At 36.1% G+C, this 24,233-nt stretch carries 19 protein-coding genes and 1 riboswitch; of the genes, 4 read left to right on the top strand and 15 right to left on the bottom strand.

The features are described 5' to 3' along the window. Window positions 1–60 precede the first annotated feature (60 nt). Both ACIQ38_RS14095 and ACIQ38_RS14100 read left to right on the top strand, forming a co-directional pair. Window positions 61–735, top strand: a complete 675-nt coding sequence (locus ACIQ38_RS14095; protein WP_402824007.1) for a 5-bromo-4-chloroindolyl phosphate hydrolysis family protein — start codon at window positions 61–63, stop codon at window positions 733–735. Further along, window positions 710–1,897 (top strand): toxic anion resistance protein, encoded by a 1,188-nt coding sequence (locus tag ACIQ38_RS14100; protein ID WP_402824009.1) that lies wholly within the window; start codon window positions 710–712, stop codon window positions 1,895–1,897. Before ACIQ38_RS14095 ends, ACIQ38_RS14100 begins: the two co-directional genes overlap by 26 nt. A gap of 15 nt (window positions 1,898–1,912) precedes the next feature. Here the strand turns inward: ACIQ38_RS14100 and ACIQ38_RS14105 are convergent, their stop codons facing one another. The 14 genes from ACIQ38_RS14105 to ACIQ38_RS14170 all read right to left on the bottom strand — a co-directional run bounded on the left by ACIQ38_RS14105 (window position 1,913) and on the right by ACIQ38_RS14170 (window position 19,852). Further along, complete coding sequence (locus tag ACIQ38_RS14105; RefSeq protein ID WP_402824012.1) at window positions 1,913–3,796, bottom strand: vWA domain-containing protein; 1,884 nt, start codon at window positions 3,794–3,796, stop codon at window positions 1,913–1,915. A gap of 9 nt (window positions 3,797–3,805) precedes the next feature. Further along, window positions 3,806–4,669: an ATP-binding protein gene (locus ACIQ38_RS14110; protein ID WP_402824015.1), complete on the bottom strand. Its 864-nt coding sequence runs from the start codon at window positions 4,667–4,669 to the stop codon at window positions 3,806–3,808. A gap of 75 nt (window positions 4,670–4,744) precedes the next feature. Further along, window positions 4,745–4,942: a DUF6501 family protein gene (locus tag ACIQ38_RS14115; RefSeq protein WP_402824018.1), complete on the bottom strand. Its 198-nt coding sequence runs from the start codon at window positions 4,940–4,942 to the stop codon at window positions 4,745–4,747. A 138-nt stretch (window positions 4,943–5,080) separates the two neighbouring features. Next, a complete protein-coding gene (locus ACIQ38_RS14120; RefSeq protein WP_402824021.1) occupies window positions 5,081–6,280 on the bottom strand; it encodes an acyl-CoA dehydrogenase family protein in 1,200 nt (399 codons plus the stop codon). Then, window positions 6,277–7,620, bottom strand: a complete 1,344-nt coding sequence (locus ACIQ38_RS14125; protein ID WP_402824024.1) for an LLM class flavin-dependent oxidoreductase — start codon at window positions 7,618–7,620, stop codon at window positions 6,277–6,279. Before ACIQ38_RS14125 ends, ACIQ38_RS14120 begins: the two co-directional genes overlap by 4 nt. Window positions 7,621–7,641: 21 nt before the next feature. Continuing rightward, complete coding sequence (locus tag ACIQ38_RS14130) at window positions 7,642–8,478, bottom strand: MetQ/NlpA family ABC transporter substrate-binding protein (RefSeq protein WP_402824027.1); 837 nt, start codon at window positions 8,476–8,478, stop codon at window positions 7,642–7,644. A gap of 240 nt (window positions 8,479–8,718) precedes the next feature. Continuing rightward, window positions 8,719–9,372, bottom strand: coding sequence for a methionine ABC transporter permease (locus ACIQ38_RS14135; protein WP_402824030.1), 654 nt, complete (start codon window positions 9,370–9,372; stop codon window positions 8,719–8,721). Then, entirely contained in the window at window positions 9,314–10,393 is a 1,080-nt protein-coding gene (locus ACIQ38_RS14140) for a methionine ABC transporter ATP-binding protein (protein ID WP_402824033.1), read from the bottom strand. The genes ACIQ38_RS14135 and ACIQ38_RS14140 overlap by 59 nt, the downstream gene beginning before the upstream one ends. A 32-nt stretch (window positions 10,394–10,425) precedes the next feature. Continuing rightward, window positions 10,426–11,262, bottom strand: coding sequence for a MetQ/NlpA family ABC transporter substrate-binding protein (locus tag ACIQ38_RS14145; protein ID WP_402824036.1), 837 nt, complete (start codon window positions 11,260–11,262; stop codon window positions 10,426–10,428). A gap of 127 nt (window positions 11,263–11,389) precedes the next feature. Beyond that, window positions 11,390–11,493, bottom strand: a riboswitch (SAM riboswitch). A gap of 175 nt (window positions 11,494–11,668) precedes the next feature. Further along, a complete protein-coding gene (gene odhB, locus ACIQ38_RS14150; RefSeq protein WP_402824039.1) occupies window positions 11,669–12,895 on the bottom strand; it encodes a 2-oxoglutarate dehydrogenase complex dihydrolipoyllysine-residue succinyltransferase in 1,227 nt (408 codons plus the stop codon). A 146-nt stretch (window positions 12,896–13,041) separates the two neighbouring features. Next, the gene (locus tag ACIQ38_RS14155) at window positions 13,042–15,837 is read right to left on the bottom strand and encodes a 2-oxoglutarate dehydrogenase E1 component (RefSeq protein WP_402824042.1); all 2,796 of its coding nucleotides are present in this window, start codon (window positions 15,835–15,837) and stop codon (window positions 13,042–13,044) included. 265 nt (window positions 15,838–16,102) lie between these two features. Further along, on the bottom strand, window positions 16,103–17,479 hold the full coding sequence (locus ACIQ38_RS14160) for a HAMP domain-containing sensor histidine kinase (protein WP_402824045.1): 1,377 nt from the start codon (window positions 17,477–17,479) through the stop codon (window positions 16,103–16,105). Next, the gene (locus ACIQ38_RS14165; protein WP_402824048.1) at window positions 17,476–18,150 is read right to left on the bottom strand and encodes a response regulator transcription factor; all 675 of its coding nucleotides are present in this window, start codon (window positions 18,148–18,150) and stop codon (window positions 17,476–17,478) included. The genes ACIQ38_RS14160 and ACIQ38_RS14165 overlap by 4 nt, the downstream gene beginning before the upstream one ends. A gap of 34 nt (window positions 18,151–18,184) precedes the next feature. After that, complete coding sequence (locus ACIQ38_RS14170) at window positions 18,185–19,852, bottom strand: diguanylate cyclase domain-containing protein (protein ID WP_402824051.1); 1,668 nt, start codon at window positions 19,850–19,852, stop codon at window positions 18,185–18,187. 347 nt (window positions 19,853–20,199) lie between these two features. On the opposite strand from ACIQ38_RS14170, the gene ACIQ38_RS14175 reads away from it, so the two are divergent. After that, window positions 20,200–20,745: a GNAT family N-acetyltransferase gene (locus tag ACIQ38_RS14175; RefSeq protein ID WP_402824054.1), complete on the top strand. Its 546-nt coding sequence runs from the start codon at window positions 20,200–20,202 to the stop codon at window positions 20,743–20,745. 993 nt (window positions 20,746–21,738) lie between these two features. Here the strand turns inward: ACIQ38_RS14175 and ACIQ38_RS14180 are convergent. Beyond that, on the bottom strand, window positions 21,739–22,815 hold the full coding sequence (locus ACIQ38_RS14180) for an undecaprenyldiphospho-muramoylpentapeptide beta-N-acetylglucosaminyltransferase (RefSeq protein ID WP_402824057.1): 1,077 nt from the start codon (window positions 22,813–22,815) through the stop codon (window positions 21,739–21,741). Window positions 22,816–22,860: 45 nt separating this feature from the next. Between ACIQ38_RS14180 and ACIQ38_RS14185 the strand changes: the two genes are divergently transcribed. Then, complete coding sequence (locus ACIQ38_RS14185) at window positions 22,861–24,219, top strand: MATE family efflux transporter (protein ID WP_402824060.1); 1,359 nt, start codon at window positions 22,861–22,863, stop codon at window positions 24,217–24,219. Window positions 24,220–24,233 lie beyond the last annotated feature (14 nt).

Below are 24,233 nucleotides of genomic sequence, written 5' to 3' on the forward strand. Positions count from 1 at the left end.
ATGAAACCTTCTTCCCTCCCATTCGTATAATATATTGTAGATAAAAGGAGGTAGCCTATTATGACTGAAGTAATGAATACGGTTATTCGTCATATTATCAATATACCCATTATGTTCATAGCCTGGTTCGTTTTCTTTTTTCCATTAGATATTGGATACTTTATCAGTTCAGCTCTTGCAATTGGCGTGTACTTAGTGTCGAATTTTAGTATAAAAAAGATACAACATCGTAGAATTATGAAAAAACACCAGCTTACTCATTCTGAGTATTTTCATATACAAAAACAACTAAAAGAAGCGAAAGCAAAAATACGAACGTTGAATAGCCACTATTTAAAAGTAAGATCCTTTAGTTCATTTAAACAATTGTTTGACATGAATAGATTGGCAAAACGAATTATTTCATTAGTCAAAGAGAATCCACGTAAGTTTTACCAAGTCGAAAAGTTTTTTTATGCGCATTTAGATTCTGCTGTTGAGCTCACGTCCAAATATACGCTTTTAGTGTCTCAGCCAATGAAAAATCACGATTTAAAAATTGCCTTGGCAGATACGCGAGAGACATTAGAATCGATGAATGCCATTATGGAAGACGATCTAAAAGATGTACTAGCTTCCGATATTGAGCACTTAAAAATGGAACTAGATTTCGCTAAACTATCGGTACGTAAAAAAGAACAACCTTTATATTTAGAAGGAGAATCAGACAATGAGCGAACAACGAGTAAATTCTAGTGATGATTTATTAATGGATGAATTATTAGCAAGTCCATTTGAAGTAAATACGACAAAACAACAAGCTGTGACGACTGCTGACGAACCAGTACCTACAAAACTTATTGATCGGTTATCGGAAGCAGAACAAGAAAAAGCTAAACAACTGGCGAACCAAATCCCTGCGGGTAATTACGAAGCAATATTAACATACGGAGCAAACGCACAAAATGAATTATCTCGTTTCTCCCATCAAATGTTAGATCACGTACAGAAAAAAGACATCGGTCCAGTCGGAGATATTTTAGGGGATCTGATGAACAAGCTGTCCGATATTAATCCGGAAGAACTTTCTACGCAAAAAAAATCAGGTATCAAACGCTTATTTAATCGGGTCAATCGTTCTGTACAAGAAATGATGACGAAATACCAAAAACTAAGCACTCAAATTGATCGCATCGGCATCCAATTGGAACATTCCAAACGCGGATTAGTGGAAGATGTGCAGATGTTAGATAAATTATATGATCAAAACAAAACGTATTTCCAAGCATTAAATGTATACATTGCTGCTGCGGAAGTTAAAAAAGAAGAAATTCTGAATGTCACTATCCCTGAAATGCGACGTAAAGCAGAAGAATCGAATGATCAAATGGCTTACCAAGAAGTCAATGATATGGCACAATTTGTCGACCGTTTAGAAAAACGCATGTACGATTTGCAATTATCACGCCAAATTACGATTCAAAGTGCACCTCAAATACGTATGATTCAACAAACGAACCAAACACTAGCAGAAAAAATCCAATCTTCCATTATGACGTCTATCCCACTTTGGAAAAACCAAATTGCGATTGCTTTAACACTTAATCGTCAGCAAAAAGCAGTCGAAGCACAAAAGCAAGTAACGAAGACGACAAATGATTTATTACTAAAAAATTCAGAAATGCTAAAAGTGAATAGTATCGAAACTGCCAAAGAAAATGAGCGTGGAATCGTTGAAATTGAGACATTGAAAAAAACACAAGAAAACTTACTACAAACAATAGAAGAAACAATGCGCATTCAAGCAGATGGCCGCGTGAAACGAAAAGCAGCTGAAATTGAAATCGGACGCATGGAAGAAGAGTTAAAACAACGTCTTCTATTAATAGCCGACCAATCCAAAAACCGTCCTTCTTAACGAAGAACGGTTTTTTCAAGTACTTTTCACCACATGATGAAGCATTTTACGAAGTAAGCGCAAAGTCTCATCCGAAAACTTTTCTAAAGATCCAGCAGCAGCAGTTTTCTTTCCAAATATTAATCGGAACAAATCTAATTGCTCTTCTGTTGCTTCCCGATCATTCAAAAACAAATGAAGAACAGAAATATGATTTCGTTCAAGCTCTACCACGGCTTCTGCAGTATCCATAATACCGTTTTGCGCATAACCAAATGCAGAAGGTTCCCCGTCGGAAAATACAAGCAAAAATTTATGTGCTTCAGGTCTTTTCTCTAACCTTTTACCCATCCATCTAATCGCAAATCCATCCCGGTTATCTTCATGAGCATCCATCGATAAAATGTTCAACCCACTATCTCTAGCACCGTCTTCTAATTTATGAATCCACTCAAATGTATTTGGCTGCATTGTTTCAGAAGCTTCAAAAGCATCTTCGTAATGTAAAACAATTTCATGTGCAATATTAAGCTTTCTAAGTACATCGTGAAACAACAATACTGCTTTTTTGGTTTCTTCTAGTTTATCCTGCATCGAAGCAGAACCATCGACGAGCAAGCCAAAAACAGCATTTAACTGCGTACTTGGTGCATTTTTTTGATAAAAAGGTTTAGGACGTTCTTCTGTCCAAAGTGCAGTTAGCTTTGAGCCAAGCCTGCCTTTTGATAAATTTAAACGCTTATCTATCTTTTTTTGTTCCATGCGCTTTTTTATCTCTTGTACGAATGCTTTCACATATGGCGCTTGCTCGAGACGAAAAACTTGTAGGTGAAGTTTATGGTCGCTGGAGAGAGATTCATCCATTCTTTTTTCCTCATACACTACTTGTAAATGTTCTTTTCCAAATGTCTTTCCCGCTTTTTTCTTTGCACTAGTTTTTTTATCTTCTCGTTCTGCTCCAAGTCCCTCTTTACTGTCGCCAACTGAAGTCCCTTGACCAATCTCCGTAATTTCATGGCCCTCCTCGCCTTCCCGCGAAGTGAGGTGTTGATCCGCTAAGCCATCCCTACCATGCTCTAGTTCATATTGTAAATGCACACCATCTTCTTGTTCATTCTCTCGATGCCAAGTGCGGAAAATTTCTTCAATCGTCTCTTTTTGTCCTTCCTCTCCTATTTCAGAATCTTTTACCCCTTGATGATAATGAAAATCTTCTGTTGGTAAATTGGAATCGGAAAGAATTGCATAATATTCATGTAATGCATCTTCTTTCATATATTCTTTCATTAAATAGTAGAGTTGATAGACGATATCGATAGAATTTTGTGTGTTTTTACTTTCATAGACATTTGGAATGATTTGATTTGCTAGCTGAAAAGCTTCCGGTCCTTTCGTATGCATCGTGCCTTCATGCATGCCGATGTATACATAGCTAATAAATGCATCCGCTAAAAATCCTTTTTGACTATTAACTAATAATTGCTGTTTATGAAATGCCAAATAGGTTTGAACTCTTGATCGAAAATATTTGGTAGTACCAACTCTATTTTTTTGAATTATTTCGATTAAACGAAACTCTTCTATGCAAAATAGTAACTGGTTAAGCAACTTTGGGAAATCCTTTTCTTTTATTAGCGTAAATGCTTTCCAAGCGCTCACATCAAAGAATTTCCAAAATCCTTCTGCTAATAAATAGATATCAGTTAGCCGGCCTGCATGCATAATTGCTTCATCCCGATGCCTCCAAAACACACTTAGTGAAATCGTTTGATCCGCTGGATGATACTCGATTAACTTTCGTTCGTTCACAAGAATCTTTGTATTATGCGTTAGCGCTTTTGCAACATTTTCATAGTGCATTAACTTTCGTGCATCTAATGTTTCATTATTAAACTGGATAAACCGATTAACGGAGCCCATCTACATCCCTCACTTAATCCAAGAAGAGGCTAATTCTAAAACGAGTTCTCTTTCTTGTTCATCCTCTAACTTCTCTGCAATTGCATATGTAATTGCCCTCATCGGTTCCATATATTGTGCTAGTTCCGTTGCATCGAGTAAGCTCCGTATGGAAGCTGCTTCTTCTGAAAGTAATCCTTGTTTCACTTGTTCCATTAAATCTTCAGCTAATTGTAACATAACAGTGATTAACTGCTTAGGAGCTGCTGGGAAAGTTTCATTCCAAAGATTTGCAAGTAATTCTCCAGATATGTAAGGGATTGAAAAAGAGACAAAACGATTTTTTAATGCCTCATTCATTGGAGTTGTCCCAATATAACCTTCATTGATCGCAGCAATGACCGAAAAATCTGGGTGTGCTTGAATCACTTCTCCTGTAAAAGGATTGGTCAGCATTCTTCTATAATCCAATACGCTATGCAAAATTGGTAATGTCTCTGCTTTTGCCATATTGATCTCATCAATATATAATATATGCCCTTTTTTCATAGCTTCAATGACGGGACCTTCTACAAACTCAATTGCATTCGCTCCATCTTTTAATACAATCGTTTTAAAGCCAAGTAAACTTTCTGCATCTAGGTCAACGGAGCAATTTATACTTTGGACTGGTTGCTTGAAATAGTGAGACACTGTTTCCGCTAGTTTCGTTTTTCCTGCCCCAGTTGGACCTTTTAGTAGTACAGGTTTTTTCAATGAAATAGCGATTAGAACATCATGGAATAAATCATTGTTTGGTGATAAATATCCACCTGCTCCTATAAGCCGACTATCTTCCTCAGTATGTACTCTATTTACTCGTATTTGTTGTTCTTTAGTTAATAACTCATTCATATTTTCATCTCCTTATGAAAAAAATCCGATGATTACTCATCGGACTTTATCCTGCATTAATGGTCAGTAGAGGTGTTACTGAAAATATTCTTTGTAGAAGCCGCCTACTTTACCAGTATTGTCGACAACAAATAGAAATTCTTCTGTTTCATTTTTTACTTCATATGTTTTACCAACTGTTAGTACATTATTGACTAGGAATTTCTTAGCATCTGTATGTACGCATGTTACTGTTTTAAGCGTTGGTTTTGTATCCCAATTTGTATGTATCATGTTATCCACTTCCTTTTACTATAGTATACGAAAGGATACTTTATAATTCAATCTGTTAGCTTTATTTTATTTCTAATAAAATAAAGAAATAGAGCAGTTCCTCAAAATGAAGAATCTGCTCAAATTTTCTAAATAAAGTTAAACGGATATCTCTTCTTTGACACCCTTGGACAATATAAACGCTGCTAACTGCTCAATAATCAGATCATCTTGCGGTGGATTAAAAGCTGCACATTGCACATCCCTAAATAGACGTTCTAACTTATTTCCTTTCGCAATACTCCGCCCACCAACAATCCTCATCGTTTTTGCAACTATTTCCACAGCATTATTGCAAATGACATGTTTAGCAATATTCACATCATTTGCAAGCATATTTTTTAAAGATGGATCTTGCTCAAATCGACTGGCGATCGAGTACAATAGATTACGAGATGATTGAAATAATAACTCTATTTCACCAAGCTTTTGTCGTATATGTGCTGCTGTAGAAATATAATCTCCCAGACTGTAGGAATACGTATTTTGTGCGAAATCTACTGCATAATCTCTCGCTGCTCCAGCAATACCTAAATATACGGCTGGAATTTCTAGAGAATACACACGTCCATCTGCTAGAAATCGATTAGGTCTAGATGCATCAAGTTTAGCCAATAAGTCTGCTTCTGGCACGAATACATCATGAAAAATAATATCATGACTTCCCGTCGCTCGCATGCCTAATGCATTCCATGTATTAATCACTTCTACTTGTTCATTTTTCGTTATTAAAAACTCTGCAGTTACGTCCTCATCTTCAAAATAAGCAGTAATAGAAAAATGATTTAAAATTGGAGCTAATGAAGCAAATGCCTTTTCGCCCGTAATAATATATCCACCAGTAGTTTTACGTGCAATTGTACCTGGTTTTCCACCTCTTGATAAATTTCCTTTCCCTCGCTCTGTGCTAAGAATATTCATTAAAGAACCATCTTCCACAGCAGCACGGCAAATTCTTTCAAATGCCTCTTCTGGCCATGGTGATGTTTCGCGGACATTTAAAAAAGTTAATAAGTGCCACCCAACTGAAAGTGCTGTAGATGCATCAGCTCTTCCAAGCTGTTCTTGTATTAATAACATTTCATATAAAGAGATTTCATCTCCACCATACTTTTTAGGAACTGTTAATTTAAAGAAGCCTTCTTTCTCAAGTAAGGCAAAATGCTCAAACGGAAATTCTCCATGCTCATCGTATTTTCCTGCTGTTTTCTCAATTTCTGTAGCTAAACGTTTGGCATACTCAACCAGATCCGCTTCTCTTTTGTTACGTACAAACAAATCATCACTAAATCTTGTCATCTCTTCACCTTTTCTCTGGCAAAGCGATTAGCCGGTTTTTTTAAACCTAGATGATCTCTTAACGTTTCGCCCTCATAATCCTCACGATATATTCCTCTTTGTTGTAAAATCGGCACAACTTTTTCAACAAAGTCTTCTAAGTCACGTGGCAATAAAGGAAATTGAATCATAAAACCATCTGCCGCTTTTTCGACAAACCATTTTTCCATTTCATCTGCTACTTGTTCAGGGGTTCCTACGAAGCCATCTCGTTTTCCAGCGCCAAACAATCGCCCATACAATTCTCCGACCTTTAAGTTTTCCTCCTTTATAATTTTCATGAACTCATTCACCTGACTTTGAATACTGTTCGATTGAGGAAACTCTACTTCTATAGCAGGGGTATCTAAACTATATTTGGAAAAATCTACATTCCCTAAATAACCAGAAACAAATTTCAAAGCTTCAAATGGATCAATCAAATTTTGCAGCTCTTTGTACTTAGCAATAGCCTCTTCTTCCGTATTACCAATAATAGGCGAAATACCTTGCAGAATAAGTAAATCGTCATCGGAACGATCAAACTCAGCTAACTGTTCTTTCAATCTTTTATAATGTGTTTTACCTACCTCCAAACTATCCCAATGCACAAAAACTACTTCTGCTGTTCGAGCAGCTAGACGTTGACCAGGTTTTGATGCCCCGGCTTGCACAACGACAGGATGACCTTGTTTTGACCGTGCAATATTTAACGGTCCTTTTACAGAGAAATAGTTTCCTTTATAGTTAATTTCATGTACTTTTTCACGATCGTAAAATTGTCCTGTTTCTTTATTGTAAAGAAAAGCATCGTCTTCCCAAGAATCCCATAAGCCTTTTACTACATCAATAAACTCTTCTGCTCTTTCATATCGATGATCATGTTCCCAATGTTTCTCACGACTAAAATTTTGTGCTGTTTCTCCTGTTGCATCCGCCGTTGTTACAAGATTCCAAGCCGCACGACCAGCACTTATATGATCGACGGAAGAAAATTGGCGGGCTAATACATATGGCTCGCTGTAAGTAGTCGAAGCTGTTGCACCTAAACCAATTTTTTCTGTAGCTGCTGCAAGTGCTGTAATTTGAATAATTGGATCTAACCTATTTAATATTTGAGGATGTGACTCATGATTGATAGCTAGACTGTCTGCTATAAATGCAATATCAAATTTACCTCGCTCTGCAGTTTTTGCTAGATTTTGAAGTTGCTTAATATCAATGCTTGCGTTAGGTTTGGAACTAGGATGTTTCCATGATGCGACGTGCATCCCAGTTCCTATTAAATAAGCTGCTAACTTAATTTGACGTTTTCCACCCATCTTGAACCCTCCTTCATGCTATTATTTTGCTATATATGCTTCTTTCCAATTTTTAATCTCATCTGAAGTTAAAATGACAGGAATATAATTTCCATTATATGTTTCTGTAATAAAATTCGCAGTTTCTTCAGATTGATAAATTTTCACAATTTCCTTCAATGTTTCATTTTCAACATCTTCAGGTTTAGCCACAATCACATTAACAAAAGGGATCGCTGTTTTGCTCTCGTGAATTAATGCGTCTTTTAGTAACAAACCTGCCTCTACAGCTACACCGTTGTTAATAATCGATGCTGCTGTATCTTCCATTACCCGTGGAGTTGTAGCTCCGTCGACTGGTACTATTTCAATGTTTTTAGGATTGTCTTTAATTCGATCTGCTCCTCCATTCCCATCAAAATCATCCGTAACTGTTAAAAAACCAGCTTCTTGTAGTAACATTAAAGCCCTGCCCCAGTTGGAAGGGTCATTTGGGACAGCAATTTGAGCACCATTCGGAATTTCTTCTAACGATTTATATTGATTAGAATATAAGCCAATTGGTGCCATAATAGTACTTCCAATAGCTTGAAGATCTGTTTTTTGATTTTCATTAAATAAATTCAAGTATGCTAAATGTTGAAATGCATTAATATCGACTTCTTCTTCAGCTAAAGCTTGGTTTGGATCATACTGTGCGCTAAAGTTCACTAACTCAAGTTCGATTCCTTTATCAGCAGCTTTTTCTTTTATATATTCCCAAGTTTTTATCTCGGAACTACGAATTCCAACTTTTATTACGCTATCTACATCCTTATTTCCACATGCTCCTAATAGAAGACTTATTATTAAGACGAACGCCAAGCTCCATTTTTTCATTGCTATTAACCTTCTTTTCATTATATTTTATCCCGCCTAAACGGTCGGGCAGTAATAACCCCACTTCAAAATTTCGAAAAAAGCTACGAAAGATAAATAAGGGATAATCTGCCCGTAGAGATCCGATTGTTTCAGGCCAACAAGATGTCGGACACTCAGCCATTGCCTTACGACACAGTATTATTTACCTGAGTGCAATTTTCACTACAAGAAAGCGTGGTGGGTCGCTCTAGTTTCACTTTATCCAACTCGTCTAAGTTTTCGTTCGAATACATTACCGATACTTTGAATTAATTGAACAATCGCTACTAAAATTACGACAGTTACTAGAATGGTGACATTATCAAAACGTTGATATCCATAAGTTATTGCAACATCTCCAAGACCACCGCCTCCTACTGCACCAGCCATTGCAGTAGCTCCTATCAATCCTATCGTTGCCGTTGTGACACTTAGAATTAGCGAGGGAAATGCTTCTGGAAGTAAAAACTTTCGTATAATTTGAAATGGAGTAGCCCCCATTGCTTTCGCCGCTTCTATAATCCCCTCGTCTACTTCTAATAAAGAGTTTTCAATTAACCGCGAAATATAAGGTCCAACATGCAACACGAGTGGAACAATTGCTGCGGTTGTTCCAATGGATGTTCCGACGATTAATCGTGTAAAAGGGATAATCGCTACAAGTAAAATAATAAATGGAATAGACCGGAAAATGTTTACAATTGGATTAACGATTGAAAAGATTAATTTATTCTCTAAAATATGCCCTTTTCTAGTGACTACTAATGTAACCCCTAATATAAATCCTAATATCGCTCCAAAAAAGAGAGCAATACTAACCATGTACAACGTTTCCCAAATTGCTTCGATTAAAATTTGTTTGTTTACTTCCATGTCCTTTAACCTCCTTTACATTTACTGTGTCACTTTGAATAAAATTAATTGTTTTTTGAACTTCACGTGGATCCCCTATTACTTCCACAATCAGATTTCCAAATGGAATACTTTGTAGTTCTGTAATACTTCCAAAAAGAATGTTCACATCAACATTAAACTTTTTAGCAACTTGGGAAATAATTGGTTGACCGGAACTCACTCCTACAAAATCGACTTTTAGAATATGACTTCTGCCATTATTGACTTCCATCAAACGATAGACGGATTGTGGTATTTCATCATGTACAACAGAACTTACAAAATTGCGTGTCGTTTCTGTTTGTGGATTTGAAAAAACATCAAGGATATTCCCTGTTTCAATTACTCGACCGTTTTCCATTACGGCAATTCGATTACATATTTCTTTTATAACTTCCATTTCATGCGTAATGATTAGTATCGTAATTTTATATTCTTCATTCACTCGCTTTAAAAGCTGCAAAATAGATTTTGTTGTTTGCGGGTCCAAGGCGGATGTTGCTTCATCACAAAGTAATATGGATGGGTTGGTTACGAGTGCTCGTGCTATACCAACTCTTTGCTTTTGTCCCCCTGAAAGCTGATCTGGATAACTTTTTAATTTATCTTCTAAACCGACGAATTGGAGTACTTCCAATACTCTTTGCTCCACTTCTTTTTTCGTATGTTTACTTAGTAGAAGAGGCATTGCCACATTCTCAAATACTGTTTTCGAGTTTAATAGATTGAAATGCTGAAAAATCATGCCAATATTTTTCTTTTCTTCTCTCAGTTCTTTTTTAGAAATTTTTTGTAAGTTCTTCCCTTCAATCAATACTTCGCCAGAGGTAGGTGTTTCTAATAAATTTACCGTTCGTATTAAAGTACTCTTACCAGCTCCGCTAAAGCCAATTACTCCAAAAATATCTCCTTTATGGACAGTCAACTCTACATCTTCGAGTGCTGTTATTGTTCGTTTCCCCGTGAAGAATCTTTTAGAGACTTTTCGAAATTCAATCATTTAATTTCCTCCTTACTTTGGATATTACTATGTTAAAAAGAAGGCACTACAGCCCCTTCGTACTTCTCTAAGATGAATTCTCTTACTTTTTCCGTGGTTAATGCTGCGGCAACTTTTTGTATAGCATCGTCATTTTGGTTATCTTTTCTTGAAACCAAAATATTTACATATGGAGATTCATTTCCTTCGATGATTAGTGCATCTTCTAATGGTTTGAATCCTCCCTCTAATGCATAGTTTGTATTAATCGCAGCCACTTCCACATCATCCAGCGCCCTTACTAGTAACGGTCCATCAATATCAACAAACTCTAACTTCTTATCATTCTTCGTAATATCTTGAACTGTGTAAGAACCTTCCACATTCGTAGCGAGCTCAATTATTCCATTATCCGCAAATAACAGTAACGCTCGTGAAAAATTTACTGGATCATTTGGTACAGCAACTTTTGCTCCTTCTGCTAATTGAGTAATATCATCAATTTTCTTTGAATAAACACCGAACGGTTCTATATGCACTCCTTTTACATTCACAAGATCGATTCCACTATCCTTATTGACTTGTTCTAAAAATGGAGTGTGTTGAAAGTAGTTTGCATCTAAGTCACCATCAGCCGTTGATTGGTTTGTTTGAATACCGTCTTGTGTGATAACAATATCTAATTCGATACCTTCAGCTTTTAAATCATCTGAAATAAACTGTAATATTTCTGCATGAGGCGTCGTTGATGCACTTATTTTTAATTTAGTTAGTTCCTCACTACTTTTTGTATCACCAGTCCCACTAGAAGTCACTTCCTCATTTGAACCACAAGCTGCTAATAAAAAGACAATCAAAGATAAAATTGACCATGCCAACCATTTTTTCATCTACACTCTCTCCTTTTCTTTATCTTAGTAATTCAATTAAACATATTGTTATGCTTGGTATTAGATCAATAAAAAAACCCCTTTCAGATTATTAGACCTGAAGAGGTATGATAGGAAATCTAACCTCTTCTCATCTTTCGAATTAAATCGATGGAGTTAGCACAGTTTTGCAAATAGCAATCTGTTGCTGAAGCTTCATAGGGCCATTCCCTCTGCTTCTCTTGATAAGAAGAATTTCATATGAAATTTTATTTAACTATACAGAATGGAAAATGATAAGTCAATGCTTTTTATTTTAAAAAATAAAATATTGCGAATCTTATTTATTATAATGAGCAGTTTTACAGTAATAGGAACTAAAAAAAATGCAGACACTCACCTAATGAGTGTCTGCATAATTCACATTTTATGAATTTAACATTAAGTCTTCTGGATTTTCAAGAAGTTCTTTTACCATTTTTAAGAATCCAACAGAATCTTTGCCGTCAATTACACGGTGATCATAAGATAATGCTACATACATCATTGGACGAATTTGAATTTCATCGCCAACTGCAATCGGACGCTTTTGAATAGTATGCATTCCTAGGATACCAACTTGTGTACCGTTAAGAATTGGAGTTGAAAGTAATGAACCGAAAACTCCACCGTTTGTAATTGTAAATGAACCGCCAGACATATCAGAAAGGGCTAATTTGTTATCACGTGCTTTTTTAGCAAGTTCGCCAATATTTCCTTCGATTTCAGCAAAGTTTTTACGGTCTGCATCACGAACGATTGGCACTACTAAACCACCTTCTGTAGATACTGCAATACCAATATCATAGAAGTTGTTTTTCACAATATCAGTTCCATCGATTTGTGAGTTTACATAAGGATATTTTTTAAGGGCTGCAACTACAGCTTTTGTAAAGAATGACATAAATCCAAGGCGTACATCGTTTTGCTCAAAGAATTGGTCTTTTTTGCGTGAGCGTAATGCCATTACATTAGTCATATCGATTTCATTGAAAGTAGTTAACATCGCAGTGTTTTGTTTTACTTCTAGTAAACGAGAAGCAATTGTTTGACGACGACGAGACATTTTTTCACGAGTTGTACGACCATCATCTTCTTTTGGTGCAGAAGCGGCTGGTGCTGGCGCTGCTTTAGAAGGAGCTGGTGCAGAACCATGCGCAGCAACGTCTTGTACACGAACGCGTCCCATTGGATCTACTGGTGAGATTTCACTTAAGTTGATACCTTTTTCACGAGCTAGCTTACGAGCTGCTGGGCTAGCGATTGTGCGATCTTGCTCCGTTGAAGTTTCTTCTGCTACTGGTGTTGCTGGTGCTTGAGGAGCTTCAGGTGTAGCAGCTGCCTCTGTTGCTTTTGGTGCTGATGCTGCTGGTGCGCCTGATCCTGCCCCAACTACAGCAATAACTTGACCTACTTGAACTGTATCGCCTTCTCCTGCAAGTAATTCACTAACAACTCCTGCTTCTTCTGAAATTACTTCAACATTTACTTTATCAGTTTCAAGTTCAACGATGAACTCACCTTTTTCTACTGTTTCGCCCGGTTTTTTTAACCACTGTGCAATCGTACCTTCTGTAATCGATTCTGCTAATTCTGGAACAATAATTTCTGCCACTTGAATTTCCTCCTCTGATATATCCTAGCTTCACTTATAATTCATCTCAATTTCGCCTCGGCGTAATTGTGTCCAGAAAATCAATCTTTGGAACACATCCGCCGGAGGCTCTAAAATAATTCGTTGAGTGCTTTTAAACGACTAAATTATTTTAATGCTTCGTCAATGATTCGTGCTTGTTCAACTTTGTACGTATCTCCATCACCTTCAGCTGGACTTGAACGATGCACACGACCAACGTAAGTGATTTCTTTACCATCTGCTATTTCTAATAAGTACGGAAGGGCAAAATTCCATGAACCCATATTTTCAGGCTCTTCTTGCGCCCAAGCTAGTTGCTTCACATTAGGATAACGATCGACAATTGCTTGAATTTTTTCTGTTGGGAAAGGATATAGTTGTTCTACACGTACGATATGTAAGTGATCGAATCCTTCTCCATCTTTTACTTTGTCTGCAAGATCAATCGCTAGTTTACCGCTTGCAAAAATGATCTTCTCAACCTTTTTAGCGTCTTGGCCAAGACCTGGTTGTTCTACTACGGTTTCAAATTGACCCGAAGTTAGTTCTGCTACATCTGCTCCTACTAACGGGTGTCGTAACAAAGATTTTGGAGACACAATGATTAATGGACGAATTCCATCCTCTTTTAACATTTTAGCTTGTCTGCGTAAAATATGGAAATAGTTTGCCGAACTTGATAGATTGGCTACTGTCCAGTTATTTTCCGCTGCTAACTGTAGATAACGTTCTAAACGTGCACTTGAATGCTCTGCACCTTGACCTTCAGCAGCATGTGGTAATAACATAACAAGTCCTGATTTCAATCCCCATTTAGATCTTGCTGCACTGATAAAGTTATCGAACATCACTTGTGCCATATTCGCAAAATCTCCATATTGTGCTTCCCATATAGATAAAGAATTTGGATCTTCCAAATTGTAGCCAAATTCATAACCTAAAATAGCTGCTTCCGTTAATGGACTATTATGCACAACAAACGAAGCTTTCGCATCACTAACGGCATGAATTGGTGTTAATTCCGCCCCTGTTTTTTCATCGTGTAGCACTAAATGTCTATGAGAGAAAGTACCTCGCTGCGCATCTTGACCAGTTAAACGAATCGAGTTTCCATCTTGCAGAATCGTTGCGAAAGCAAGTGTTTCTGCATGACCCCAGTCGATTTTACCTTTTCCTTTAAAAGGTTCTTCACGTCGTTTTAAGATTTTTTCTAACTTTTTAAATGCAGTAAATTCAGCTGGCCAAGTAAGAAGCTCTTCATTGATTTTTGCGAGCTTGCTTTCCTCTACTCCAGTTTCTATTACAGGGAATCCATTTAATACTGCTTCCGGAATAACAATATCATGGGCAGTAGTTTGTGGAAGCTCTTTCACACGATCATATGCCTCTTGCATTCCACTGAAAATCGACTCATCTAAAGTAGTCACATCAGCAGTATCAATTAATTTTTCTTCTACTAATTGTGTTCCGTAAAGTTCTCGAACTGTTGGATGTTGGTGAACTTTATGATACATCGTTGGATTTGTTACTAAAGGCTCGTCCATTTCGTTATGTCCATAACGACGGTAACCTAATAAGTCAATCACGATATCTTTTTCAAACTTTTGACGATATTCATGAGCAAATTTCGCTACTGCAAGAACTGCTTCTGGATCATCTGCATTTACATGAATAATAGGTACTTCATATCCTTTTGCTGGATCAGAAGAATATTGTGTCGAACGGGAATCGTAATGTTCGGTTGTAAAACCAATCATATTATTTGCGATAATATGTATAGATCCTCCTGTTTGGAATCCTCGTATTCTGCTGTAATTCAATACTTCTGTTACAACACCTTGGCCAGGAAAAGCTGCATCACCATGTATTAAAATAGCAAATGCCGCATTTTTATCTTGAACAGGGTATCCTGCTGTGTCTGTTGTTTCTTGTGCTGCACGAGTTTGACCAGTAACAATAGGACTTACCACTTCTAAATGAGATGGGTTGTATGCCAATTTTAATGTTAGACCGGATGGTGAACGGAATGTCGCACCTTTGTGGTACTTCACATCTCCATACCAACCTTCTGACATTTCTAAGGAACCATCTTTCGGTAAAAATGACTCACTAGGTACATGTGCAAACTCCGCAAACATCATTTCATATGGCTTTTGTAAAACATGTGTTAATACATTTAATCTTCCACGGTGTGCCATACCGATATTTACTTGTTTTGTATTTGTTTTATTGGATTGACGTACTAATTCGTCCATTAGGACAACTAACGTATCTAACCCTTCAATGGAAAAACGTTTCGCACCTACAAATGTGCGGTGGATAAATTTCTCAAAACCTTCTATTTGCGTTAAACGCTTAAGTAATGCTTTTTTGTCATCTGCTGAGAGTTTTTCTAAAACAGCACCTTTTTCAATTTTTTCTTGTAACCATAATCTTTCTTCTGAATTTACAATATGTGCAATTTCAAAAGCTATCTTGTTTGAGTAAGCAGCTTTTAAATGATCAATTGCTTGTAAACCATTAGTAATATTACTTGGAGCATTCGTTAATAAAAATGAAACTGGAACTTCACGTAAATCTTGATCTGTTAAACCATATGTTTTCGGATCAATTTTAGGGTCTTCTTTTGGGCCATCATTTAATGGATAAATATCCGCTGTTAAATGTCCATGTGCACGAATTGCATCTGCAAGTTGGATTGCACGAATAACTTTTTCAAAATTATTTGGCGCAACTAAGGATGTAGTAACATTTGCACTGGATGTAGTAGATGCAATCGTTGGTGCACCATACTGTTGAAATAAACTTACTAATTCGCTGTCCACTTCGTCCGGAGACTGTAGAAATAAATCATACTGCTCCATCACATAACCAAGGTTAGGACCCGAAAAAGCTGACCAAGGTGTTTGATTGTTCGACATTTAGAAAAACCTCCAACATTTTGTGCCTTCTAGGCTTTGATGAAAAATAACATAAAAAAATTTAGTAGAATAAAATCGAATGTAAACTTTTTGTGTCCAACACAAAATGTTCACATTTATAGTTTACCACTCTTTCAAAAGGACTGAAAGTATAGTTTGAAAGAACAATTTTTCCATATCCATCTTACTACTCTAGGAAAAAAATACAATGCTTTTTTTCAAATTAAATAAGAATTTGAACTATATATTTTTTTGGACAATTGTATTATTCCTCCTTTTCCAATTTAGAGAAAATAATGTTAAATTTTGTACATTCATTTTCTACGCTCTCTACCTGTATATCCCCTTCGTATTCGGAAATTAAACGCTTTACAATACTAAGTCCTAAACCAGTTCCTCCTTTTGTTTTCGTCCTTGCTTCATCCACAACAAAAAAGCGATCAAATATTTTAGGTAGCAAAGCAGCTGGAATACCAATCCCGTTGTCTTCGATAGATAGAATGGTTTGGGTATCGTTTTGCGTTACTTGTATGGCAATTTTCGGTCGATTGACGTTGTACTTAATCGCATTATCAATGAGATTTCCTATTATTTGTTCTAAAGCAGTTGTTGGTATCGGTAGTTTTACATTGTTGTTACCATTAAAACTGATTTCTACGGTTGGTGATAGAATGCGGTACTTCTGCTGTAAATCATAAACTACTGCCGAAATTATCGTTTCTTTTTGTTCATAGGAATGTTCCCTTTTTGCAAGTTTAAGCATTTCTTCTATTAAGAGTTTCATTCTTTGTACTTCTGTTAAAGAGATTTGCAAGGAATCATCTAACACATCCTTATCTTCTTTGCCCCAACGATTCAATAAAGACAAATGCCCTTCTACCACTTGTATCGGTGTTCTTAATTCATGCGACACATTATGAATAAATTCATCTTGTCTAGTAATCGTTTCTGAAACTTCATTCATCAGTTGTTTATAAATCGTTAAAAGTTCTCCGATTTCATCATTGGTAGCATATTGAAAACGGACTTCTTTGGAGAACTTTGTCCGTTTTGCTTCTTGCATTTCACTTCGTAATTCTTTTAAAGGTTTTAGTAAAATGGAAGACAATGAGTAACCAATCAATGCCGAAATAACGAGTGCAATTAACGTAAAAATAACCATAGCTATAAAAATATAACGCATTAACTGTGAAAAATTTTCAAGACTATGGGAAATTTCCACATACCCTTTAAATAACCCGAAATCTGTTTCCGACACTTTATGAAGAAGCAGTTGATTATTTAGTTTATCTTTTTGAAAGTCGGTCGTTAATGTTGGTGAAAAATTCGGAAATGGACTTGCATCATTTATGCGTAAAACTTCAATTCCATCTGCATTTAAAATGCGAACAGACTGTTTTTGGTTGACAAGTTGATTTAGCAATGTTTTATTTCGCTGGATATCTTGGATAGAGATGATCGGTCCTTTTGATTCGAAAAAGTTAACGACTTCATGCAATGTATTCTGTGCAGTCTTCTCTTCCGAAATAAGTAACCAATTGTACAGAGAAAAGAACAAAATAAGGCACATCATAAAAAAACTCAAAAAAATCGAAAGACCGGACGCATATGTCCATTTTCGTTGCAATGTCCAGTTTCTCATGTGCGCATCACATATCCTACCCCTCGAACAGTTTCAATGAGCGCAGCAATCTCATCTGGTAGCTTTTTTCTCAAATGCCGTATGTACACATCTACTACATTTGTCTCAACTTCAGTTTCATAGCCCCATACTTTTTCTAAAATAACGTCTCGTGTTAAGACAATATTATTATTTTCCATAAAGTAAACGAGTAAATCATATTCCGTCTTCGTCAGCAAAATTTCTTTTTCCTGGTAAAATACTTGATGTGCTTTTTGGTCAATGGAAAGATGATGAATAGTCAAGTCATCGTCAACTGCTTGTGGACGTTCCACTCGTCTTAAAATAGCACGAATTCTCGCTAATAATTCTTCGATTGCAAACGGCTTTACAACATAATCATCTGCACCGGCTTCCAAACCGGAAACTCGGTCGATAATGGCATCTCTTGCCGTTATTAAAATAATGGGAGTTTCTTTTTTCCCACGAACTCTTCTACAAATTTCTAGGCCATTCAAATTAGGCAACATAACGTCTATTAACATCAAGTCATAGTCATTTTCTAATGCAAGTGTTGCCCCTTCCCTGCCATCATGGGAAACCGTCACAATAAAATTTTCATGCTTTAATTCTAACTCTACAAATTTAGCGATATTTATCTCATCTTCTATGAGTAAAATATGTCGTTTCACAATACACAAATCCTTTCAAAAAATACCGTTCATACTAGGAATGAACGGTACTCGCATATACATAATTATTTTTACCAAGTTTCTTCGCCTCATACAATGCCATGTCCGCATTTTCTAGTAGTTCATTTGCAGTTGGTCCATCATTGGGAAAGATAGAAATGCCAATAGAAATGGTTGGTGAAAAATGATTGTTTTCAATCGTCCACCCTTTTTTAAAAGTATGTTGGATAGACTGAATAATCGATTCGAGCTTCACGCTTTTCCCATCTATATAATCATGAATCTGTTCCACTACAATGATAAATTCATCTCCGCCAAACCGATATATTTGAATGTCTTGTTGGACACTTTCTTTTAATTTCTCTGCAAACTGTTTTAAAAAACGATCCCCCATATCATGTCCAAACTGATCGTTTATTTCTTTAAAATTATCACCATCTATAAATAGTAACCCAATATTCGCGTCATCTACCGAAACTTTTTGTGTAGCTTCGATCATATTTTCGTTGAACATTCGTCTGTTTGGTAAACCTGTCAAACTATCATGGAACGCTAAAAATTTCAGCTGATCCTCTAAGGCACGTTTTTCGGTATTTTCTCTTGATACAAAAACAAACCACTTTTCTTCTTCATCATCCACCGTACTTTGCACGGTAGTAATCGTTGTGTCTGTCCATATAGTGGACCCATCTTTCGTTTTTAAAAGCAGCTCTGTGCGTATTTTGTTCTTATCTTCCTGAGCTGAAAATATTTCAACATCTCCCCAAAAAGCAGAAGACCCTTTGGCGATTAACTGTAAATAATAAGTTCCCAGCAATTCTTCTTTTTCATATTTCAAAATAGTTTCGTGACTCGGAGAAGAATACAGTAAAAAGCCATTTTCATCTGTAATAGCGATTAAATCATTAGAATGTTCTGTAATCAATTTGAATGAGCGTTCAATGTTCCGTAGTTCGGTCATGATTCGCTTTTTTTCAGTATTATCAAATTGAATGGTTAAATATTTCTCAATAATACCATTTTCATTAGAAATTGGTATTATTGTCGCGTCTACCCAATAGAAAGAACCGTATTTGGTACGATTACGTATTTGCCCTCGCCAAATTTCTCCTTTTTGAATCGTTTCCCATAATTGTTCAAAAAAATTCTTTTCATGAAAATGAGAGTTAATCATCCAAAATGATTTTCCAATTAACTCCTCTTTATTAAACTGAGAAGTCTTTTCGAACAATTCATTTACCATTACAATGATACCCTCTTCATTCGTCATAGCGACCAGTGCCGCATCATTTACTCCTTTTCGATAGCTTTCTAATATATAAGTAGAATCTTGCATTTCTTTTGTTTTAATTACTTCTTTTGTAGTTGCTAAAATATATATATTCTCTTCATCAAATATAGGAATTACTGTAGTTTCATTCACAGATGTGGCACCTTTTATACAGTGATGATCCTGGTAAGAAACTGACTGTTTAAGCATAGTCGCTCTATTGTAATGACAGAAAATCAATTTACAATGAAAATCACTAAAGCACTGCTCTAATCGCTTGCCCTGTGGGTTTTCAGTAAAGATTTCTTCCGCCTTTTTATTAATATATTCATAAATAAATGTATTTCCTTCTTTACGCATAAAAAACACATATTCGTCTACTAAATCATATAATAAATGGAATTGTTTTTGCGTAATAATTGGGTAAGACATATTCTTAAACAAACTCCTATCACATTATGTTCTTGTATCCTATAATCATATGTATTTCAAGTAAAACATACAAGTATTTAGTGTTTATTCTTTACAAAGATTTAATAAATTTGACAAGATTTAAGACTATGCAAAACGATGAAAACAAAGTATATTATTAATGCAAATAATTTTATAAGGCAAAGTTCACTTTGCCGAGGGAAGGCAAATGGTGCGCCACCAGTTTTGAGCTGGTCCTAGTAGGTTCGATTCCTACCCCGAAATTTTTTATGCAATTCGAAATGAAAAATTTCTGGGACCTAGGATGACTATGCTCATTTTTTTGGGTTCTTTAGGGGGCGCTTTTTTTGATAAAAAAACGAGATTTGCATGAATGTACTTCTCTGTATGAATTGATGTCGGATCCGACTGTACTGCCTTATGTACGCCATAAAGCATATTCAGTCGATGAATATTGGTTTTCAACAAAACAATTAATGGAAGAAGAGGAAGCTGGTACCGTTATCTCTCGAACGATTATAAGTGATTTCGGTCAACCAATCGGTACCATTAATTTATTTGATATTGAAGATGGAGCTGGGTTTTTAGGCACATGGATTGGCACTCAATTCCAAGGACTTGGCTATAATAAGAAAGCAAAAGAACAATTTCTAGAGGAGTTATTTTTCGAGCTAGATATTCACACTGTATTTTTGCGTATTCGCAAAACGAATCCAAAGAGTATTCGGGCAGCGGAAAAACTTCCTTACACGATTAAAGCAAACGAATCACATCCTTCTATTTATGCAGAGATTAACAAAAACCAAGAAGTATATGATTTGTACTATATTCCAAAAGATTTATTCCATTTAGTGATGATGCAACAAAACGATGCAGAAGAACAAGCGATGTAATAATAAACTCCCTCCAAATAACTGATTTGACGGGAGTTCTTTATTTTTTAATTGTATGTTTGCGGTTCGTTTTTGACGAAATGATTATAACATAATTACCGTGAGATAGATGGAGCAGGACTGAGCAGCCAAAATTGCATCTTTGGCTGCTTTTATCTGTATAGGAAAGTGACTTTTCTTTTGTTCTCAAAAACTTTGCCTCGAGATAGTAAATAGGAATTTTAAAGAATTGAAACGCATAATAGGGATACTGTTTCTTAGAGCGTTCTATTAGGTGACCGCTGTGATTTTCGCTGCAGGACGGACGCTTTCCGTGGGGTGAGTGATAAGCCTTCACCGCCGCGCCTACGCACGTACGTTGTGAAGTCTCATCTTACTCACTTGATCCCTTCGGAGTCGCCGTCCTGCAGCGAAAATCGATGGAAAATACTTACTAATCGGAGTGAAACATTTACAATAAATGGTGTATCGCGACAATACACACCACGAAAGCGACAACAATCGTCTAGCAGATGCTTACCTCCAAGTTCTGCGGGCTTTACGCCGCACATTCCTTAGAATATGTCGAAATCATCATCGTCTCACTACAAGTAAACTTGTTGTTATAAGAATTAGTTGCTCACGCAAGCAATTTAGTAGCTTTCACGCCATTTTTAGTTGCTTTCGGAGTAGATTTAGTAGCTTTCAACGATCGATTAGTTGCCCTATACCATTTACTGGATTTGCTTCATTAGAAAACTGCGTAAAATTTTGTTTTTTAGCATTCCTTGCGACACATTATCTCTATACCATGCTCAAAACTATAAATCTTTAACTTATGTTTTATTAAAAGGTACCCACATGCCAAAATTTCTATCTTTTCCTAGGCAAAAAAAAATGTGTAGGGATGCGACTTTGTCGCATCCCTACACATCAAGAAATCTCGATAATGGTGTGGAACTCGCTTTCGTTCAAAACACTCTAAAAGCATCTATACATTTAATGCCTTGTGTCTTATTTTTTATACGTTAGTAGCAACTCGGTAAATTGGTCTGGTGTTTTAGAAGAATCTGCATTAAACTGTTTATCAATGATTCCCTCTTTGTATGTAACTAAATCACCGAGAGTCTCCATGAAGCTAGTTGTTGTTAATTTTTCCTCCTCAATTACAAGGGCATATCCTTTTTCTTCGAAGAAATTGGCATTTAACACTTGATCTCCTCGACTCGCATGAATCGATAATGGGATTAACAACATTGGTTTTTTTAACTCTAAAAACTCAAATATAGAATTTGACCCAGCACGACTTATTACATAATTGGATATTTTCAATAAATGAGGCAACTCATCAGTAACATACTCAAATGCAATATAATTTGGCTTTCCTGTTAAAGTTGTATCTAAATTTCCTTTTCCACATAAATGGATAATTTGAAATTTACTCGTAAGAGCATCTATGTTCTCTTTAATCACTTCATTAATCTTGGCAGATCCTTGACTTCCACCCATTACGATGATTGTTTCTTTATTGGCTTCAAAACCAGTTAATTTTTCTGCAATTTGTTCGTTGCCTAAAAACAAATCTGGTCGGATAATTGCACCGATAGAAGAAGCTTTTTCTTTTGGTAAGTATTTCAATGTTTCTTCAAACACAGTAAAAATATGTTCTGCAAAAGAAGAAGCGATTTTATTCGCAAGACCAGGAGTGATATCCGATTCGTGTATTACTACAGGGATATTCGCGAGTTTTGCAGCAATAGCTACTGGAACGGATACGAATCCTCCTTTTGAAAAAACGAGGGAAGGTTTTACTTTTTTTAATATTGTTAAAGCTTGTAATGTACCATACAAAACTTTGAAAGGATCCGAAAAGTTTTTCATCGAAAAATATCTTCGAAGTTTCCCGTTAGAAATCGGATGATAAGGGATAGTCGGAAAGCTTTCTCCAATAATGGTACGCTCAATTCCATCATGGGAGCCTATATAATGGATTTTATATCCTTTTTTTATTAGTTCGGGAATAATTGCTTCATTCAGCGAAACATGGCCGGCAGTTCCCCCACCCGTTAATACAATTGTGTTATTATTCATTCATAATCTCCTAACTATTTTAAAACTTAAAGGATGTATGCCAAAATGCATGAAACGAAATCACTACCCGAAAAAAGCAAATATATGATTAAAATTGTAGTACCTATTTTAATCACACAAGTTGCACTTTATTTAATGACCTTTTTTGATATATTAATGACAAGTAAATATAGTATTGATCATCTAGCAGGTGTTTCTATTGGATCCTCCATTTGGGTTCCTGTCTATACCGGGTTAACTGGTATATTAATAGGAATTACGCCCATTGTAGCACAATTTATCGGTGCAAAAAAGAAGGAAGATGTACGTACCTTTGTGCAACAAGGTTTTTATATTGCTATTTTACTAGCATTTATTGTTTTTCTAGGTATTTTGCTTTTGATTGACCCTGTATTAAACTTAATCCCTCTTGAAGATAGTGTACGCTTAGTTGCCAAGAAATATTTGTATATGATGAGTATTGGTCTAATTCCTTTGTTTTTATATAGCGTACTTCGTTCCTTTATCGATGCTTTAGGCAAAACAAGAGTATCTATGGTAATCACTTTACTATCTGCACCGATTAATATAGCTTTAAATTATGTTTTTATCTATGGTAAATTTGGTTTTCCAGCACTTGGAGGAGTTGGTGCAGGGCTTGGTTCCTCGATAACGTATTGGCTAATTCTTTTCATAGCCATTGGTATTGTTTATAAAAATAAGCCTTTTGCGGAATTAGCGATTTTTAGGCACTGGAGTAAACCATCCTTCGCCAAAATAGGAACCCTAACGAAAATCGGAATTCCGATTGGATTGTCTCTATTTGCAGAAACGACCATTTTTTCTGCCGTAACTATCTTGATGAGTGCATATTCAACCGAAGTTATTTCAGCACATCAAATAGCCATGAACTTTACGTCTTTGTTGTATATGATCCCTCTTAGTATTTCCATGGGGGCTACAATTCTTGTAGGGCACGAAATTGGAGCAAAACGATTTAATGATGCCAAAATATATAGTTGGTTAAGCGTAGGAACAGCTGTATTTTTCAGTTTTATCTCTTCTACGATTCTATTCATATTCCGAGAACCAATCGCATCTATTTACACAGACGATCAGCATGTAATTGCGCTTACTGTTCAGTTTTTCTTGTTTGCGGCGCTTTTCCAGTTATCTGATGCCATACAAGCACCAGTACAAGGGGCATTACGTGGATATAAAGATGTGACGATTACGTTTATCATGGCGATTATTTCGTATTGGATTATCGGACTGCCAACAGGCTATATTTTAGCTAATTATACTTCTTTTGAACGTTTTGGTTACTGGATCGGACTTATCGTTGGATTAACAGTTGGTGCCATTACACTTGGTATTAGGCTGGTCCATTTGCAAAAAAAATTAGCAAAAAACGACGCAGAATAATTTGCGTCGTTTTT

Source organism: Psychrobacillus sp. NPDC096389, from assembly GCF_044762855.1.
GTDB lineage: Bacteria > Bacillota > Bacilli > Bacillales_A > Planococcaceae > Psychrobacillus.

Excerpts from the sequence above, each read along its gene's own strand:
- ACIQ38_RS14095 (WP_402824007.1), top strand. The coding sequence starts at position 61 with ATGACTGAAGTAATGAATACGGTTATTCGTCATATTATCAATATACCC.
- ACIQ38_RS14100 (WP_402824009.1), top strand. The coding sequence starts at position 710 with ATGAGCGAACAACGAGTAAATTCTAGTGATGATTTATTAATGGATGAA.
- ACIQ38_RS14105 (WP_402824012.1), bottom strand. The coding sequence starts at position 3,796 with ATGGGCTCCGTTAATCGGTTTATCCAGTTTAATAATGAAACATTAGAT.
- ACIQ38_RS14110 (WP_402824015.1), bottom strand. The coding sequence starts at position 4,669 with ATGAATGAGTTATTAACTAAAGAACAACAAATACGAGTAAATAGAGTA.
- ACIQ38_RS14115 (WP_402824018.1), bottom strand. The coding sequence starts at position 4,942 with ATGATACATACAAATTGGGATACAAAACCAACGCTTAAAACAGTAACA.
- ACIQ38_RS14120 (WP_402824021.1), bottom strand. The coding sequence starts at position 6,280 with ATGACAAGATTTAGTGATGATTTGTTTGTACGTAACAAAAGAGAAGCG.
- ACIQ38_RS14125 (WP_402824024.1), bottom strand. The coding sequence starts at position 7,620 with ATGGGTGGAAAACGTCAAATTAAGTTAGCAGCTTATTTAATAGGAACT.
- ACIQ38_RS14130 (WP_402824027.1), bottom strand. The coding sequence starts at position 8,478 with ATGAAAAAATGGAGCTTGGCGTTCGTCTTAATAATAAGTCTTCTATTA.
- ACIQ38_RS14135 (WP_402824030.1), bottom strand. The coding sequence starts at position 9,372 with ATGGAAGTAAACAAACAAATTTTAATCGAAGCAATTTGGGAAACGTTG.
- ACIQ38_RS14140 (WP_402824033.1), bottom strand. The coding sequence starts at position 10,393 with ATGATTGAATTTCGAAAAGTCTCTAAAAGATTCTTCACGGGGAAACGA.
- ACIQ38_RS14145 (WP_402824036.1), bottom strand. The coding sequence starts at position 11,262 with ATGAAAAAATGGTTGGCATGGTCAATTTTATCTTTGATTGTCTTTTTA.
- ACIQ38_RS14155 (WP_402824042.1), bottom strand. The coding sequence starts at position 15,837 with ATGTCGAACAATCAAACACCTTGGTCAGCTTTTTCGGGTCCTAACCTT.
- ACIQ38_RS14160 (WP_402824045.1), bottom strand. The coding sequence starts at position 17,479 with ATGAGAAACTGGACATTGCAACGAAAATGGACATATGCGTCCGGTCTT.
- ACIQ38_RS14170 (WP_402824051.1), bottom strand. The coding sequence starts at position 19,852 with ATGTCTTACCCAATTATTACGCAAAAACAATTCCATTTATTATATGAT.
- ACIQ38_RS14180 (WP_402824057.1), bottom strand. The coding sequence starts at position 22,815 with ATGAATAATAACACAATTGTATTAACGGGTGGGGGAACTGCCGGCCAT.
- ACIQ38_RS14185 (WP_402824060.1), top strand. The coding sequence starts at position 22,861 with ATGCATGAAACGAAATCACTACCCGAAAAAAGCAAATATATGATTAAA.